This window comes from Leucobacter sp. MMO-125, assembly GCF_037148395.1.
GTDB lineage: Bacteria > Actinomycetota > Actinomycetes > Actinomycetales > Microbacteriaceae > Leucobacter.
The window spans coordinates 426,716-442,832 of record NZ_JBBCTL010000001.1 but is presented as its reverse complement, the minus strand read 5'-3'; the positions used below and the strand labels follow the sequence as shown (position 1 = coordinate 442,832).

The 16,117-nt window shown below is 66.7% G+C and carries 16 protein-coding genes; 14 read left to right on the top strand and 2 right to left on the bottom strand.

Annotated elements, in window-relative coordinates:
- The first annotated feature begins 35 nt into the window (after positions 1–35).
- The 12 genes from ftsY to WFI54_RS01980 all read left to right on the top strand — a co-directional run bounded on the left by ftsY (position 36) and on the right by WFI54_RS01980 (position 10,960).
- Entirely contained in the window at positions 36–911 is an 876-nt protein-coding gene (ftsY, locus tag WFI54_RS02035) for a signal recognition particle-docking protein FtsY (protein ID WP_336651130.1), read from the top strand.
- A gap of 180 nt (positions 912–1,091) precedes the next feature.
- The gene (locus WFI54_RS02030) at positions 1,092–1,946 is read left to right on the top strand and encodes a 3-hydroxyacyl-CoA dehydrogenase (RefSeq protein ID WP_336651129.1); all 855 of its coding nucleotides are present in this window, start codon (positions 1,092–1,094) and stop codon (positions 1,944–1,946) included.
- Positions 1,947–1,987: 41 nt separating this feature from the next.
- Entirely contained in the window at positions 1,988–3,550 is a 1,563-nt protein-coding gene (gene ffh, locus WFI54_RS02025) for a signal recognition particle protein (RefSeq protein ID WP_336651128.1), read from the top strand.
- A gap of 107 nt (positions 3,551–3,657) precedes the next feature.
- Entirely contained in the window at positions 3,658–4,221 is a 564-nt protein-coding gene (locus tag WFI54_RS02020) for a CDP-alcohol phosphatidyltransferase family protein (protein ID WP_336651127.1), read from the top strand.
- Between the two features lie 70 nt (positions 4,222–4,291).
- Entirely contained in the window at positions 4,292–5,590 is a 1,299-nt protein-coding gene (locus WFI54_RS02015; protein WP_336651126.1) for an alpha/beta fold hydrolase, read from the top strand.
- A gap of 260 nt (positions 5,591–5,850) precedes the next feature.
- Positions 5,851–6,273, top strand: a complete 423-nt coding sequence (gene rpsP / locus WFI54_RS02010; RefSeq protein WP_336651125.1) for a 30S ribosomal protein S16 — start codon at positions 5,851–5,853, stop codon at positions 6,271–6,273.
- A gap of 5 nt (positions 6,274–6,278) precedes the next feature.
- The gene (locus WFI54_RS02005) at positions 6,279–6,575 is read left to right on the top strand and encodes an RNA-binding protein (protein WP_336651124.1); all 297 of its coding nucleotides are present in this window, start codon (positions 6,279–6,281) and stop codon (positions 6,573–6,575) included.
- Positions 6,575–7,219, top strand: a complete 645-nt coding sequence (gene rimM, locus WFI54_RS02000) for a ribosome maturation factor RimM (RefSeq protein WP_336651123.1) — start codon at positions 6,575–6,577, stop codon at positions 7,217–7,219. Before WFI54_RS02005 ends, rimM begins: the two co-directional genes overlap by 1 nt.
- The gene (trmD, locus tag WFI54_RS01995; protein ID WP_336651122.1) at positions 7,216–7,989 is read left to right on the top strand and encodes a tRNA (guanosine(37)-N1)-methyltransferase TrmD; all 774 of its coding nucleotides are present in this window, start codon (positions 7,216–7,218) and stop codon (positions 7,987–7,989) included. The genes rimM and trmD overlap by 4 nt, the downstream gene beginning before the upstream one ends.
- 32 nt (positions 7,990–8,021) lie before the next feature.
- Complete coding sequence (locus tag WFI54_RS01990) at positions 8,022–9,392, top strand: MurT ligase domain-containing protein (protein WP_336651121.1); 1,371 nt, start codon at positions 8,022–8,024, stop codon at positions 9,390–9,392.
- The gene (locus WFI54_RS01985) at positions 9,389–10,141 is read left to right on the top strand and encodes a type 1 glutamine amidotransferase (RefSeq protein ID WP_336651120.1); all 753 of its coding nucleotides are present in this window, start codon (positions 9,389–9,391) and stop codon (positions 10,139–10,141) included. Before WFI54_RS01990 ends, WFI54_RS01985 begins: the two co-directional genes overlap by 4 nt.
- Before the next feature lie 258 nt (positions 10,142–10,399).
- Positions 10,400–10,960, top strand: coding sequence for a YceI family protein (locus WFI54_RS01980; RefSeq protein WP_336651119.1), 561 nt, complete (start codon positions 10,400–10,402; stop codon positions 10,958–10,960).
- Positions 10,961–11,105: 145 nt separating this feature from the next.
- On the opposite strand, the gene WFI54_RS01975 is transcribed toward WFI54_RS01980, so the two are convergent.
- Together WFI54_RS01975 and WFI54_RS01970 are read right to left on the bottom strand one after the other, a co-directional pair.
- Positions 11,106–12,173: an FUSC family protein gene (locus tag WFI54_RS01975; protein WP_336651118.1), complete on the bottom strand. Its 1,068-nt coding sequence runs from the start codon at positions 12,171–12,173 to the stop codon at positions 11,106–11,108.
- A 43-nt stretch (positions 12,174–12,216) separates the two neighbouring features.
- Positions 12,217–13,269, bottom strand: a complete 1,053-nt coding sequence (locus WFI54_RS01970) for an App1 family protein (RefSeq protein ID WP_336651117.1) — start codon at positions 13,267–13,269, stop codon at positions 12,217–12,219.
- A 292-nt stretch (positions 13,270–13,561) separates the two neighbouring features.
- Between WFI54_RS01970 and WFI54_RS01965 the strand changes: the two genes are divergently transcribed.
- Together WFI54_RS01965 and cydB are read left to right on the top strand one after the other, a co-directional pair.
- Complete coding sequence (locus WFI54_RS01965) at positions 13,562–15,013, top strand: cytochrome ubiquinol oxidase subunit I (protein WP_336651116.1); 1,452 nt, start codon at positions 13,562–13,564, stop codon at positions 15,011–15,013.
- 13 nt (positions 15,014–15,026) lie between these two features.
- Positions 15,027–16,055 (top strand): cytochrome d ubiquinol oxidase subunit II, encoded by a 1,029-nt coding sequence (gene cydB, locus WFI54_RS01960; RefSeq protein ID WP_336651115.1) that lies wholly within the window; start codon positions 15,027–15,029, stop codon positions 16,053–16,055.
- Positions 16,056–16,117 lie beyond the last annotated feature (62 nt).

Below are 16,117 nucleotides of genomic sequence, written 5' to 3'. Positions count from 1 at the left end.
GGCAACGGGCGGGCCGATCTCGGTACACTTGAGCAATGGCTGAGCGATCCTGGTCCTTCTCGAAAGCGTTCCGCACTCTCTTCACGGGCCCCGAGCTCATCACCGAGGAGACGTGGGACGATCTCGAGGCCGCGCTCATCACGGCCGATTTCGGCCCCGACGTCACCGAGTCGATCCTCGACCAGCTGCGCGTCGACGTCGAACGCCACCGTGTCACCGAGGTGAAAGACATGCGCCGCATGCTGCGCGACGCCATCGAAGAGCGGCTTGCCGCCTACGACCCCACACTGCACCTCTCCGAGCGCCCCGCGGTGATCCTCGTCGTGGGTGTCAACGGCGTGGGCAAGACGACCACCATCGGCAAGTTCGCGAACTACCTCACCGCGTTCGACAAGAAGATTCTGGTGGGCGCCGCCGACACCTTCCGCGCCGCCGCGGTCGAACAGCTGGGCACCTGGGCCGAGCGGGCCGGCGTCGACATCGTGAAGCCGCAGCAGCAGGGGCAAGATCCCGCTTCGGTTGCCTTCCAAACCGTCGAACGTGCCAAGAACGAGAACTACGACATCGCCATCATCGACACCGCCGGCCGCCTGCAGACGAAGGGCGGCCTCATGGACGAGCTCGGCAAGGTGCGCCGCGTCATCGAAAAGCAGGCCCCCGTCGCCGAGGTGCTGCTGGTGCTCGACGCCACCACAGGCCAGAACGGGCTCGCGCAGGCCGAAGCCTTCATCGAGCACGCGGGGGTCACCGGTCTTGTGCTCACCAAACTCGACGGCTCGGCAAAGGGCGGTTTCGTGCTGTCTGTGCAGCAGAAGACCGGCCTGCCGATCAAACTCGTGGGCCAGGGCGAGGGCATTGGCGATCTCACCGGCTTCACGCCGCACGTTTTTGCCCAGCAGCTGGTCGGCTGACGCCGCACGTTTTTGCCCAGCAGCGGGTCGGCTCACGCCGCCGTTTTCTCGCTGTCAGCGAAAACCTCCCCTTCGCGCTGTGAAGAGGAGTAGACCAGAGGGTGAGGCCTGACGGCCGAGCCCCGCGCTGCGACCGCCGGACCGGATCACCGCCCACGAGGCGGATCATTCGAGAAAGGCATGACATTGCAGAACCTCACCGTACTCGGAACCGGCGTACTCGGATCCCAGATCATCTTCCAGGCCGCATACTCCGGCAAGAATGTGGTCGCCTACGATCTGAGCGACGAAATCCTCGCGAAGCTGCCCGCCCGATGGGAGTACCTGAAGCCCCTCTATCTGCGCGACCTGCCTGACGCGACTCCCGAGAAGCTCGATGCGGCCGTGGCGCGCATTCGCACGAGCTCCGACCTCGCCGACGCGGTGCACGATGCTGACATCATCATCGAAGCCGTGCCCGAGCGTCTCGACATCAAGCAGCAGACCTGGGAGAAGGTCGCCGCGGTGGCCCCCGAGCGCACGATCTTCTGCACGAACTCCTCGACCCTGCTGCCGAGTGACATCGCTCCGTTCACGGGGCGGCCCGAGAAGTTTCTCGCGCTGCACTTCGCGAACGAGGTGTGGGCGAAGAACACGGGCGAGGTGATGGGGCATGCGGGCACCGACCCCGAGGCCTTCGAAGCCGTCGCCCAGTTCGCCGAAGAGATCGGCATGGTGCCGATCCGCATTCACAAGGAGCAGCCGGGCTACGTGCTGAATTCGCTGCTCGTGCCCTTCCTGAATGCGGCTTCGCGGCTGTTGGTGCGCGGCGTGGCGAGCCCTGAAGACATCGACCGCACCTGGAAGATCGCAACCGGGGCACCGGCCGGGCCGTTCGAGATCTACGACGTCGTCGGCATGATGACCCCCTACAACCTGGGCAAGGACAGCGACGATCCCGAGCAGCGCCAGTTCGCCGAGTACATCAAGCGCGAGTACATCGACAAGGGCTACCTGGGTAAGGGTTCGGGCCGGGGTTTCTACTCCTACGAGTGAGGTCCGAAGACCGGGGGCGAGCCGGGTAGACTGGATCCGCTATGGCTACTTTCGGAAACCTGTCTGCTCGGCTCACCGAGACCTTCAAGAACCTCCGTGCGAAGGGCAAGCTGTCGGCCTCCGACGTCGACAGCACGGTGCGCGAGATTCGTCGCGCCCTGCTCGAGGCTGACGTCGCGCTCGACGTGGTCAAGGAGTTCACGGGCAAGGTGCGCGAGCGCGCGCTCGGTGATGAGGTCAACCAGGCGCTCAACCCGGCCCAGCAGGTCGTGCAGATCGTCAATGAGGAGCTCGTGGGCATCCTCGGCGGCGAGCAGCGCCGGCTGGAATTCGCGAAGAACCCGCCCACGGTGATCATGCTCGCGGGCCTGCAGGGTGCAGGCAAGACAACGCTCGCCGGCAAGCTTGCGAAGTGGTTGAAGGATCAGGGCCACACGCCGATGCTCGTGGCCTGTGATCTGCAGCGCCCCAACGCGGTCACCCAGTTGGGTGTCGTCGCTGAGCAGGCGGGCGTTGCGATCTACGCGCCGGAGCCCGGCAACGGCGTCGGCGATCCGGTGAAGGTCGCCAAGAACGGCGTAGCCGAGGCGAAGTCGAAGCAGTACGACTTCGTCATCATCGATACCGCCGGCCGCCTGGGCGTCGACGCCGAGCTGATGCAGCAGGCCTCCGATATCCGAAAGGCCACCGATCCTGACGAGGTGCTCTTCGTCATCGACGCCATGATCGGTCAGGACGCCGTCGCGACGGCACAGGCCTTCCAGGAGGGCGTCGATTTCACCGGCGTGGTGCTGACGAAGCTCGACGGCGATGCCCGAGGCGGCGCCGCTCTCTCGATCCGCAGCGTGACAGGCCGCCCGATCCTCTTCGCCTCCACCGGTGAGGGCCTCGGCGATTTCGAGCCCTTCCACCCCGACCGTATGGCGAGCCGTATCCTCGACCTCGGCGACATCCTCACCCTCATCGAGCAGGCGCAGCAGGCTTTCGATGAGGAAGAGGCGCGTAAGGTCGCGGAGAAGATCGCCACCGACGCCTTCACCCTCGACGACTTCCTCGGCCAGATGCAGCAGCTGCGCAAGGCCGGCTCCCTGAAGAAGATGATGGGGATGCTGCCCGGTATGGGCAAGATGAAGGATCAGCTCGACAACTTCGACGAGCGCGAGATCGTGCGCACCGAGGCGATCATCCAGTCGATGACGAAGGCCGAGCGACAGAATCCGAAGATTCTCAACGGTTCACGCCGTCTGCGCATCGCGAAGGGTTCGGGCATGACGGTCACCGACGTCAATCAGCTCGTGCAGCGCTTCGAGCAGGCCGCGAAGATGATGAAGACGGTGGCCCGTGGCGGCGTGCCGCAGATCCCGGGCATGGGGCCGATGCCGGGCATGAGCCACGGTGGCAAGAAGAAGCAGCAGGCGAAGGGCAAAGGCAAGAAGCAGTCGGGCAACCCGGCGAAGCGCGCCCAGCAGGCCGCCGGCGTGGCCGCTCAGCAGGCCGCGGCTCCAGCGGGCTCCGGTTTCGGGCTCGGCGCGGCGGGCAAGGCGCAGCCGAGTGAGGAAGATCTCGCAAAGCTGCAGCAGATGCTCGGCAAGGGGCTGCGCTGAGTCACGACCGTGTCTAACTGGGTGGGTGACTTCCGGTTTCCGCTCGGCAGCTCTGGGGTGCCCGTGCTCGCCCGCGTAGACTGCTCGGAGACGCGAGGGGAGGGCGCATGACAGAGAAGCACTCCTGGGCGACGCTGCCCAACGCGATTACGCTGCTGCGACTGCTGCTGGTGGTGCCGATTGTGGTGCTGCTGGTCGAGGGGGAGCAGCCGGTGCTCACCGTGGTACTGCTCGTCATCTTTGGCGCGAGCGACTGGATCGACGGTACGCTTGCGCGGCTGCTGGGCCAGGTCTCAAGCTTCGGCAAGCTGTTCGATCCGCTCGCGGATCGGGTCGGGGTGGTGGCGATCGTGCTCGCGATGATCGTGGCGGGCCTCCTGCCTGCGTGGACGGCGATCGCGATCCCCGGGGTCGAACTGGTGCTGCTGGTGGTCTACGCCGTGGCGCGTCCGGCGCGCATTCCCGAGGCCAGTCTGCTGGGCAAGGCGCGCACCGCGGTCATGATGACGGGGATCGCGGCGGTGGGGTTCGGGATCCTGCCGGGGCTCGGGTGGCTCGGCGACATCGGGCGGTGGATCACGGCCGTCGGCGTGGTGATGCACGTCGTGGTGGGGGTCGACTACTTCCGGCTGATGGTCGCGGGGCGGAGGCGGGCGCGTCCTCGTTCGTGAATCCGGTGGCCCGGATGCCGGCTGCGTCGGCGGGTGCCGTGCGGCTGCGGCTGGCAATAGGGTGGATCGCATGAGCAGCAGCCCCGAGTATTGGATCGGTACGGACATCGTGGCCCGGGACGTGTGGACGACGGTGCCGCTCGACTGGTCGGATCCTGACGGTGAGACGATCAGGGTCTTCGCCCGTGAGCTGGTGGCCGCCGAGAAGCGCAACGAAGATTTGCCGCTGCTCGTGCATCTGCAGGGCGGCCCGGGTGGCAAGGGCACGCGTCCGCTCGGCCGTTCGGGCTGGGTGGGGGCGGCGCTCGATCGTTTCCGTCTGGTGATTCCAGATCAGCGGGGCACCGGGCGTTCGACGCCGGTGAGCGGTGCCGAGTTCGGGGCGCTGCCCGCCGATGAGGCTGCCCGTCGTCTGGCGCTGCACCGCGCCGACTCGATCGTGCGCGATTTCGAGGCGGTGCGGAAGACGCACTACGAGGGGCGCCAGTGGTGGACCATCGGGCAGAGCTATGGCGGCTTCCTCACGCTGCACTACCTCTCGGCGGCGCCGGAGGCGATTATCGGCTCGGCGGTGACAGGCGGTCTTGCGGGTCTCGATGCGGATCCTGCGGAGGTCTACCGCCGCACCTTCCCTCGCGTCGTCGAGAAGAATCGAGCGTTCCGTGAGCGCGTGCCGCATGTGGCGGAGCGGATCTCGCGGGCGGCCGAGGTGCTCGCTTCGGAGGATGTGCGCTTGGCAGACGGCGATCGTCTCACCGTGCGGAGGTTGCAGACCCTCGGCTTCGAATTTGGGGTGGCGCCCGGTTTCGATCGGGTGCACTGGCTGTTCGACGAGGCGTTCGCCGATGCCGCGGAGACGCGCCTGAGCGACACCTTCGTGGAGGCGGTCGGGGCTGCCACGGGGTTTGCGGGGCAGCCGTTGTACGCGGCCCTGCAGGAGGCGATCTACGGGCCGGGTCCGTCGGCGTGGGCGGCGCAGCGCGAGCGGGATCGGCGGCCGGAGTTCGCGGAGTCGTCGCGGCCGCTCCTCTTCACCGGTGAGATGGTCTTCCCGTGGATGTTCGGGGAGATCCGTTCGCTGCACGGTTTCCGCGCCGGTGTGGAGCGGCTTGCCGAGGGTGAGTGGCCGATCGCGCTCTACGACGCCGAGCGGCTCGCCGCGAACGAGGTGCCGGTCGAAGCGGCCGTCTACTTCGATGACATGTACGTCGATGCGCAGCTCTCGCTCGACACTGCGGCGCGGGTGGGCTCGGCCAATGCGTGGGTGACGAACGAGTATGAGCATGACGGTGTGCATCATGATGGGGTGGCCGAGCGTCTGTTCTCGGCGCTTGAGCGCCGCCTGGGTGGCACCCGATCCTCGCGCTGATTCGACCCTGGCCAGCCTATGACGGCCGTTTGCGCGAAGTGCTTTCGTGCCGCGAAGCTGCCAGGCGGATCGGGTTGCGGGTGGTCTCGTCAGTGGTGGGAGACGTGGGAAGGTGGCAAAACCCCTGATCGTGACAAAAATTGCTTCTGGGGATGAAATGTGTGAGGATTGAAGGGTTCGCGCAATCCTGCGCGCCCAGGCTTCCGCTCCCGTTCGAATCACGAGGCGCGGCGTCGTTTCACTCGATTCAAGGAGTCATCATGGCTGTCAAGATCCGTCTCAAGCGCCTCGGCAAGATCCGCGCCCCCTACTACCGCATCGTCGTCGCCGACTCGCGCACCAAGCGCGACGGTCGCGTCATCGAGGAGATCGGCAAGTACCACCCCACCGAGCAGCCCTCGTTCATCGAGGTCGACTCGGAGCGTGCGCAGTACTGGCTGAGCGTGGGCGCCCAGCCCACCGAGCAGGTTGCCGCCATCCTCAAGCTCACCGGCGACTGGGGCAAGTTCACCGGCGAGGGCAACACCGAGTCGCAGGTCAAGCCCGTCGAGCCCAAGCCCGTCTTCGAGGTCGACGCTGCCAAGAAGCCCGTGCTGCGTCCCAAGGCTGAGAAGCCCGCAGCAAAGGCTGAGGCTGCTGAGGCTCCGGCCGATGAGGCCGCTGCCGAGACCACCGAGGCCTAATCCTCTTGGCTGAGCAGGCGCTGGCCGAAGCGCTCGACCACCTGGTGCGCGGCATCGTCGACAATCCCGAGCGGGTGCGCGTCGATGCTCGTGAGACCCCGCGCGGCGAGGTGCTCGAGGTGCGCGTGCACCCGAGCGACCTCGGCCGGGTGATCGGCCGCGGCGGTCGTACCGCGTCGTCGCTGCGAACCGTCGTGTCGGCGCTGGCCGACGGTGGGCGCGTGCGCGTCGACGTGATCGACACCGACCAGCACGACCTCGGCGACGAGGCCGGTTCGGCCGACGCGGAGGGCGCCGTCTGATGGCCGACGCTCACGGGCGTGTGCGAGCTCCCCGTCCCGCAAGCGGGGCGGGGAGTTTGCGCGTCGGGCGCCTCACCAAACCTCACGGCCTGAAGGGCGGCGTCAAGCTCGAGCTCTTCACCGACAACCCCGAGCTGCGCTTCACGCCCGGCGCGGTCTTCCACCTCCAGGTGCCAGAAGAGTCGCCGTGGTTCGGTCGCACCATCACCATGCGTGAGCTGCGCTGGTTCAACGAGTCACCTGTCGGCTTCTTCCAGGAGCTGCCCGACCGCACCGCGGTCGAAGGCATTGTGCGCGCGATTCTGTGGATCGACGAGCAAGCCGTGGCCGAAGGCGAAGAAGACAACGCCTGGTACGACCACCAGCTCGTGGGGCTCGACGTGGTTCGCGAAGGAGAAGGCGAGGCCGGCAACGTGAAGCTCGGCACCGTCGCAGAGGTGCAGCACTTCCCGGCGCAGGATCTGCTCGTCGTGAACACCGACGACGGCACCGTGCTGGTGCCCTTCGTCGAGGCCATCGTGCCGAGTGTCGATATCGAGGCCGGTGTCGTGCGCGTCACCCCGCCGGCAGGCCTTTTTGAGGAGATCGCTGAAGAAGCCGCTGAGGCTCCCAGCGACGACTCGCAGCAGGGCATGCCCGCATGAGGATCGACGTCGTATCGATCTTCCCCGGCTATTTTGACGCGCTCGAGTTGTCGCTGCTCGGCAAGGCGAAGCAGCGGGGGCTCATCGACGTGCGCGTGCACGACCTGCGCGACGCCGCTCACGACAAGCACCGCACCGTTGACGACACTCCCACGGGTGGCGGCGCCGGCATGGTGATGAAGCCGGAGCCGTGGGGCGAAATGCTCGACGGCATCCTGGCTGAGGCGGGCGCTTCGGCGGGAGCTGCGGCTGACTCCGAGCCCGGCATTGCCGGCGATCCGCTCATCATCTTCCCCTCGCCCGCCGGTGAGGTCTTCACGCAGCGCATGGCCCGGGAGCTCGCCCACGAGCAGCATCTCGTCTTCGGCTGCGGTCGCTACGAGGGCATCGACCAGCGCGTCTTCGACGAGTATGCCGAGCGCGGGCGGGTGCGCCTGGTGAGCATCGGCGACTACGTGCTCAACGGGGGAGAGGTCGCCACGATCGCGATGATCGAGGCGATTGGGCGGCTGCTGCCGGGTGTGGTGGGCAACCCTGAGAGCCTGATCGAGGAGTCGCACGAAGAAGACGGCCTGCTTGAATACCCCAGCTATACGAAGCCTGCCGAGTGGCGTGACCGCGCGGTGCCGCCGGTGCTGCTGAGCGGCAACCACGCCGCCATCGAGGCCTGGCGTCGCGAGCAGCGCATCGAGCGCACGCGGCGGGTGCGCCCGGAGTTGTTGCCGAGCGAACTGCGCGGCGAGTCGCGCGGCCGTCACGCTGCTGAGTAACGTCGGTGTCGCTGAGGCTCTAGGCTTGATCTATGCGTGATGTTCTCTCCGCCGTCATCGGCAAGTCGGTGCGGCAGGCGGCGAGGTTGCGTGGTGGGGGATCCGCCCTGCCCGGCCTCGTCGTTGAAAAGCTCGACCCCGGGTTCATGGGCCGGGTGCTCGGTCGGCTGCCCTACGGGGTGATCGCGGTGAGCGGCACCAACGGCAAAACCACCACCACGAAGATGATCGTGGAGATGCTACAGGCTCGTGGGCTGCGTGTCTTCACGAACAAGACGGGCTCGAATTTTTCGCGCGGTGTTGTGGCGGCGGCGATCCAGGAGTGCTCACTCGGTGGCAAGCTCGACGCCGATGTGGCGGTGCTCGAACTCGACGAGGCGCACGCGATGTATTTCATCGACAGGGTGCGGCCTCGCTTCACGCTGCTGCTCAATGTGCTGCGCGATCAGCTCGACCGCTTCGGTGAGATCGACACCACGGCGAAGCTGCTGCAGCGCATCGCCGACGCCACCTCCGAGGGTGTGGTGGTCAATCGTGAGGATCGGCTGGTGGCCGCGATTGGCGAGCGCACGCGCGAGCGCGGCGGATCCGCCACCCCTGATGGGCTGCCGGTTGTGCGCGAGTTCGGCCTCTCATCGGCGCTGCTCTCCACCTTCCCGAGCGACGACGACTTCCACGCGACGCCCCTCGCCGGTGCCGCGGCCGATGACGCGCCGGAGCGCCCCGACGCCGACGTCACCCTCGTTGAACTCGGCGACCACGAAGCCGTCTTCCGCATCGCCGGCAACGATCACCGCACCGTGCTCAAGCTCGAGGGCCTCTACAACACCTTCAATGCTGCGGCGGCGCTCGCGACCGTGCGGATGGTGCTCGACGCCGGCCCGCTGCCGGGGCACTCGGCCTCGTATCGCACAGCCGACACCGACGCGGCACTCGTCGCCGCACTCGCCGAGGTGCGGCCGGCGTTCGGCCGCGGTGAGCAGCTGGTGCTCGACGGGCAGCCGCTCGAACTCGTGCTCGTGAAGAACCCCGCTGGGTTTCGGCTGGGCCTCGCCTCCTTCGAGGCCAGCGGCGTCGATGTGATGATCGCGATCAACGACCAGTACGCTGACGGGCGCGATATGTCGTGGCTGTGGGATGTCGACTTCGGTTCGCTCGCCGAGGAGGGCGTCGACACGGTCTCGGGCACGCGCGCCTGGGATATGGCGTTGCGGCTCGAACACGATGATGTGCCGGTGGGGCAGGTGGAAGAAGATCTGGGTCGCGCCCTCGCATCGTTCCGTGAACGCACCTTGCGCGACGGCGCGGGTGCCCGGCCACGCCGCATCTACTGCACCTACACCGCCATGCTCGAACTGCGGCGGGCGCTGGCCGAGCTGACCGACGTGGAGGACATCTGGTGAGCACTGTTGAGGGCACGGTTGAGGGCGCCGGCGGCCGCGAGCTGATCATCGTGTCGCTGTACCCGCGCGACATGAACATCTACGGCGACCGCGGCAATGTGCTGTCACTCGCGCGGCGCGCCGCAGCTCACGGTTTCGAGCCGCGTGTGGTCGAGGTGAATCCCGGCGATCCGCTGCCCGAGCACGTCGATATCGTCCTGGGCGGTGGTGGCCAGGATTCGGGTCAGGGGCGCGTCGCGCAGGATCTCGCGGCGCGAGCCGATGAGATTCGTGCCCTCGCTGCTGACGGTGTGCCGATGTTGATGGTGTGCGGCTTGTATCAACTCTTCGGGCACCGCTTCATCACCTACACGGGTGAAGAGCTGGTGGGTATCGGGGTGCTCGACGTTGAGACGCGCGGCGGCGACGTGCGCATGATCGGCAACATCGTGCTTGATTCCGAAGAGTTCGGCGAGATCATCGGTTACGAGAACCACAGCGGCGACACGCGTTTGGGGCCCGGATCGCGGCCGTTGGGGCGCGTCACGCAGGGCGCGGGCAACAACCCCGACGACGGTTTTGAGGGTGCCCGCACCGGCAACGTGATCGGCAGTTACCTGCACGGTTCGCTGCTGCCGAAGAACCCGGCGCTCAGTGACTTCCTGATCGGTGAAGCGGCGCGGCGTCGCTACGGCTCCTTCGAGCCCGTCGCCGGTGTTGACGAGACCGTGCAGCGGGCTCGCGAAAGCGCGAAGCGCCGCCCGCGGTAAGGACGCGGCGGGCGGCCTGTGTTGCAGGCTGGCCGATGGACATCGTTGCGTCGGCCAACGGCTGCCGCTGACGGTTTGTGCCGTGGGGGAGTGCCGGTGGGCAGATGAAGCCTGGCGGAACGAAGCGAGAGGCGGGCGGCATCCCGCGATCCGGAACCCGCGCAAGAAAATTTATATGCACGGGAATATAGTTCTGAGTGGCCCCGTTACTCTCTCCTGAAGCCGCCGCGAGCGGCCCCCACGACAGAAAGGCACACCATGACCATCACCGCTGATCAGATCCCCGGTTACCGCGTCGGCACCTGGAAGGTCGACCCCACCCACTCCGAGGTCGGCTTCTCCGTGCGCCACCTCGCGATCAGCAAGGTCAAGGGCAAGTTCGAGCAGTTCGATGCCACCTTCGTCACCGCCGAGAACCCCCTCGACACCACCGTGACCGCCACCGCCGAGGTCGCCTCCATCAACACCAACGAGAAGAACCGCGACGGCCACCTGCGCACCGGCGACTTCTTCGCCGCCGAAGAGTTCCCGCAGCTCACCTTCGTCTCCACCGGCGTGCGCGAGGAGAACGGCGAGTTCAAGGTCGACGGCGACCTCACCATGCGCGGCGTGACGAAGCCCGTCACCTTCGACTTCGAGTTCGGCGGCTTCGGCGAGGACGCCTACGGCAACTACAAGGCCGGCTTCACCGCCACCACCGTCGTGAAGCGCGAAGACTTCGGCCTCACCTGGAACGCCCCCCTCGAGAAGGGCGGCCTGCTGCTCGGCTCCGACGTCACCATCACCCTCGACATCCAGGCAGCACTCGCCTCCGAGTAACCCGGCGCTCGGCGCATCCAGCGCTCAATCGTGCCCCGCTGACGGTGCCCCCTCCGACCCCTGGAGGGGGCACCGTCGTTTACGGGGCGCTGGTGCCGGGCAGCCGTGCGAGTGCCGTGAGCCTGCGGCTCGGGGTGGTGGCACCTCAGTCGAGTTCGCCGACGATCCGCCCCCGCACCCGTCGCAGATCCTCCATCAGGGAGCCGATGAGCACCCAGTGATCAGGGTGGGGTTGCGGAATCGTGTACGGCTGCGTGAGTGCGGGCGGTTCGACCTCGTGCCCCTCGTCGCCGGAGAGCGACACCAGGCGCTCCAGGTCGTGCGCGGCTCGGCGCATCTCCTCCACCATGCCGATCACCGATGGGTCGGTGACGAGGTCGGGCTCATACAGGTCGTACACCGCGCGCGACATGCCAATCACCTGCGTCACAATCGGCTGCAACCGCTGAAACAGTGCATCATCCTCGGCGAGACCCCGCCGGTACCGTCGACTGCGCGGGTTCAGCCGCAGACTCTCCCGCGCCTGCCGCAGCAGCCCGTGCACCCGCGTGCGCTCGCTCTGCAGCGCACGCGCCTCGACGTGCATCTGCTCGAGCCAGGCGTCATCTCGCGGAGCGTCGAGAGCGTCGGCGATCCGCCGCAGTGACGCCGCAGCATCGGCCGTGAGCGACACGATCGCCTCGTGCACCGGCAGCGTGCGCACCGGGGCCGCGACGAGCGCGTTGATCGCGACACCGATGAGCGCGCCGATCAGCGTCTCCACCAGCCGCTCCACACCGTAGTGCAGCTCGAGCCCGCCGAGCGCGATCATCAGCAGCGCGCTCACCACGATCTGATTCGCGGCGCTCGGCGTCATGCGCAGCACCCAGCCGAGTGCGAGGCCCGCCACGAGGGCCGCGATGAACAGCCACGAGTGCTGGCCCAGCACCTCGCCCGTGAGCAGCGCCACAGTCACGCCGAGCAGCACGCCCACCACGCGCTCCACGCCCTTGCTCAGTGACTGGTCGACGTTGTCCTGCACCACCAGCAGCGCCGCGATCGCCCCGAAGATGGGCAACTGCTCGGGGAAGATGACCAGGCAGGTGAACCAGGCGAGCACCATCGCCACCAGCGTCTTCACCACCTGGATCAGTGGTGTGCGGCGCTCCGCGATGAACCGCCCCGTCAATTGCTGCGGTGCACGCCGCCAGCCCGCAGGGGAGGGGCCGGTCACAGCCGCCCCCGCACCCGGGGCCAGCCTGCGCCGCAGCCCGCATTCATCGCAGCAGCCCCAGCTTGCGCAGTTCGTCGCGGAGGGTGGCCCCATCAGGCCCGTACACCCACGGCACACCGCTCGTGCTGCGGTGCAGGCGCGCCTTCGAGCGGCCACCCTGCAGCACGGCCTCGCCAACAGAAAGCTGCCTGATCGCTACCGCGGCCACGTTGTTGGGGTGCTCGGTCGCGAACTCGTGGTAGAGCTGTTCGTCGTGCTGACCGTCGTCTCCGAAGAGCACCCACTGCGTGTCGGGGAACTCCTGGGCGATGCGCTGCAGTTCGCGGCGCTTGTGCTCCTTGCCGCTGCGGAACCAGCGGTCGTGGGTGGGCCCCCAGTCGGTGAGCAGCAGCGGGCCCATCGGGTAGAGATTGCGCGCCAGGAAACGGCTGAGCGCAGGCGCGGCATTCCAGGCACCCGTGGAGAGGTAGATCACCGGTGCGCCGGGGTGCGAAGCCACCAGGTGATCGAGCATCACGTTCATTCCTGGGGTGGCGGATCGCGCGTGCTCGTCGAGCACGAAACTGTTCCACGCGGCTACGAAGGGGCGCGGTAGCGCGGTGATGAGGATGGTGTCGTCGACGTCGGAGATGACGCCGATCTTCGCGTCGGGATCGACCACGACCACGGGCGCGTCGGCGGGTTCGCTCGCGCCGGCCTGCAGGGTGATGGTGTGCCAGCCGGGGGTGAGCGCGACGGGCACCATCGCGTCGATCACGCCGCCGCGATCCGCCGTAATCTCAGTGACGAACTCACCGTCGATGGAGACCCGTACCTGCTGATAGGGCACATTGAGGCTGGTGAAGGTGCGCCAGCCGCGCACACGCGACACCGCAGCCACGTCGGGGCGCAGGCGCGTGTGCTCACGGCTCTCGGGCTTCAAGAACAGCACGCGGCCCAATACCCGTACCCAACCATCACCGCCGTAGCCGATATAGGGGATCACCGAAGGCACCTTGCCGCGCGCGACAGCCCGCCTCGCGCGTCGTCCATGCACCCAGTCTTCGAGGCGCGCCGCGAAGCGAGGTCGGGTGTCTGGCGGAGCGTTCAGGGTCACCCGACCAGTCTAGGGGGCGACCCTTCGCGGTTCCTTGCGGGCGCTGGGTGTCACCTCAGGGTGTGGTGTCGCGCGGTCGCGGCTTTCTCGACATCGAATGAAAAGAGTTTCGACGTCGAACGAAAACTGTCTTGACGTCGAAATGCACTCGCAGGAAACTCACAGAAAGGGTAGAATCGTGAGTGGCCGGTCGCCGATCGGCAGCTCCGGCGAGAATGACATCTCGTGGCGGATCTCACTACGGGAGTGCGCTCCTCAGTGAGGCGCGGCCTCCTTCGTTCAGGAGCGATACATGAACGAATTCTTCGACGCGTTGACGCTCGCCCGATGGCAGTTCGGGCTCACGACGCTCTACCACTTCATCTTCGTGCCCCTCACCATCGGCATGAGCCTGCTGGTCGCCATTCTGCAGACCGTCTGGGTGCGCACCGGCAAGGTGAAGTACCTGCGTCTCACCCGCCTCTTCGGGAAGATCTTCCTCATCAACTTCGCGATGGGCGTCGTCACGGGCATTGTGCAGGAGTTCCAGTTCGGCATGAACTGGTCGAACTACTCCCGCTTCGTCGGTGACATCTTCGGCGCACCCCTCGCAATGGAGGGGCTCATCGCCTTCTTCTTCGAGGCGACCTTCATCGGTCTCTGGATCTTCGGTTGGGACAAGCTGCCCAAGAAGATTCACGTGCTCACGATCTGGTTCGTGTGGATCGGCACTGTGTTCTCGGCCTACTTCATTCTCGCGGCCAACGCGTTCATGCAGAACCCCGACGGTTTCACGATCAACGAAGAGCGCGGGCGCGCCGAGCTCGAGAGTATCGGCAGCGTGCTGCTAAACCCCGTCGCCCTCACGCAGTTCCCGCACACCCTCTTCGCGTCGATCATGTTCGCCGGTGTCGTAATGGTCGCGGTTGCGGCCTGGCACCTGCAGCGCGGCCAGTTCGTCGACGAGATGCGTACCACGCTGCGTTTCGGGGCCTGGACGAACATCATCGCCTTCCTCGGTGTCGGCCTCACCGGCCACGAGCTCGGCATGGTGATGACGCAGACCCAGCCCATGAAGATGGCCGCCGCGGAGGCGCTCTACAACACCGCGAGCGGTGCTGACGCCTCCTTCTCGATCTTCAGCTGGGGCACGCCCGATGGGGCGCACGAGATCTTCTCGATCCGCATTCCGTACCTGCTCTCCTTCCTCTCGAACGGCACTTTCGACGGCAGCGTCGAGGGCATTCGCGATCTGCAGGCCGAGTACGAGCTGGCCTTCTGCGGCGCCGACAGCGCCCTGACCTGCCCCAGCGACGGTAACTTCGTGCCCATCGTGTGGGTTACCTACTGGGCGTTCCGCTGGATGATCGGCCTGGGCGCATTCGCGGCACTTGTCTCGGCCGTGGGTCTCTGGATCACCCGTAAGAACGCCGATCTGCCCAAGTGGGTGTGGAAGGTCGCGATCTGGACCGCGCCGATCCCGATGCTCGCCTCGCTCGTAGGCTGGATCTTCACCGAGATGGGCCGTCAGCCCTGGATCGTGTTCGGTCTGATGACCACCGAGCAGGGGGTCTCACCAGGCGTGCCGGGCTGGGCCGTTCTGGTCTCGCTCATCGTCTTCACGCTCGTCTACGGCGGCCTCGCGGTTGTCGAGTTCAAGCTCATCACTAAGGCCGCGAAAGAGGGGCCGCCCGAGATTGAGATGAACGGCGACGCTGACGGCGAAGGCGAACCAGACCAGCAGAAGCTGGCGACGGTCTACTAGGAGGAACGGAAACATGGAACTCACCACAGTCTGGTTCCTCATTGTCGGAGTGATGCTGATCGGGTACTTCGTGCTCGACGGCTTCGACTTCGGCGTGGGCATGGCGCTGCCGTTCCTCGGCAAGGACAACACCGACCGCCGACTCATCATCAACACGATCGGCCCGGTCTGGGATCTCAACGAGACCTGGCTCATCGTGGCCGGTGCTTCGCTGTTCGCCGCGTTCCCCGAGTGGTACGCGACGATGTTCTCCGGCTTCTATCTGGCGCTGCTACTGATCCTTGTCGCACTGATTCTGCGCGGTGTCTCCTTCGAGTACCGACATCAGGGCAAGGGCGAACGGTGGACGCGCTGGTTCGACCAGTTCATCATTTGGGGCTCCGTCGTGCCTCCGCTGCTGTGGGGCGTCGCCTTCGCGAACCTCGTGCAGGGCCTACCGATCGGCCTGCTGCCCAACGGTGGCTGGATCTACGAGGGTACGCTGCTCACGCTGCTCAACCCCTACGGGCTGCTCGGCGGCGTGGTCATGGTGCTCATCACCTTCACGCACGGTCTCGTCTTCATCTCTTTGAAGACCACGGGCGACATGCGCGAGCGGGCGCGTGCGCTCGCGACGAAGGTGGGAATCGGTGCGATCCTCGCCGGCGCGGTGTTCCTCGTGTGGACCATCGTGATGCACCTCGACCACGAACTGCTCTGGCTCATCATCACCTGCGCCGCGGTCGCCGCGCTCGCGCTCATCGGCGGCTTCGTGGCGAACCTCGCCGGCCGTGAGGGTTGGGCGTTCACCGGTAACGCCGTCGGCATCGCGTTCGCGCTGCTGACCATCTTCTCCGCGCTCTACCCCTACCTCATGTACTCGACGATCGATCCCGCGTTCTCGATGTCGATCGAGGGGGCGGCGAGCTCGCAGAAGACGCTCGAGTTGATGACCTGGGTGGCGGTCTTCACGCTGCCGCTCGTGCTCGCCTACCAGGCGTGGACGTACTGGGTGTTCCGCAAGCGGCTCACCCGCGAAACGATCACCGCGGGCGCGCACTGACAGGCCTAGTCTGATAGCGCAGCGGGCGTCGTGTCGCTTCGGTGATGCGGCGCCCGTCTTCG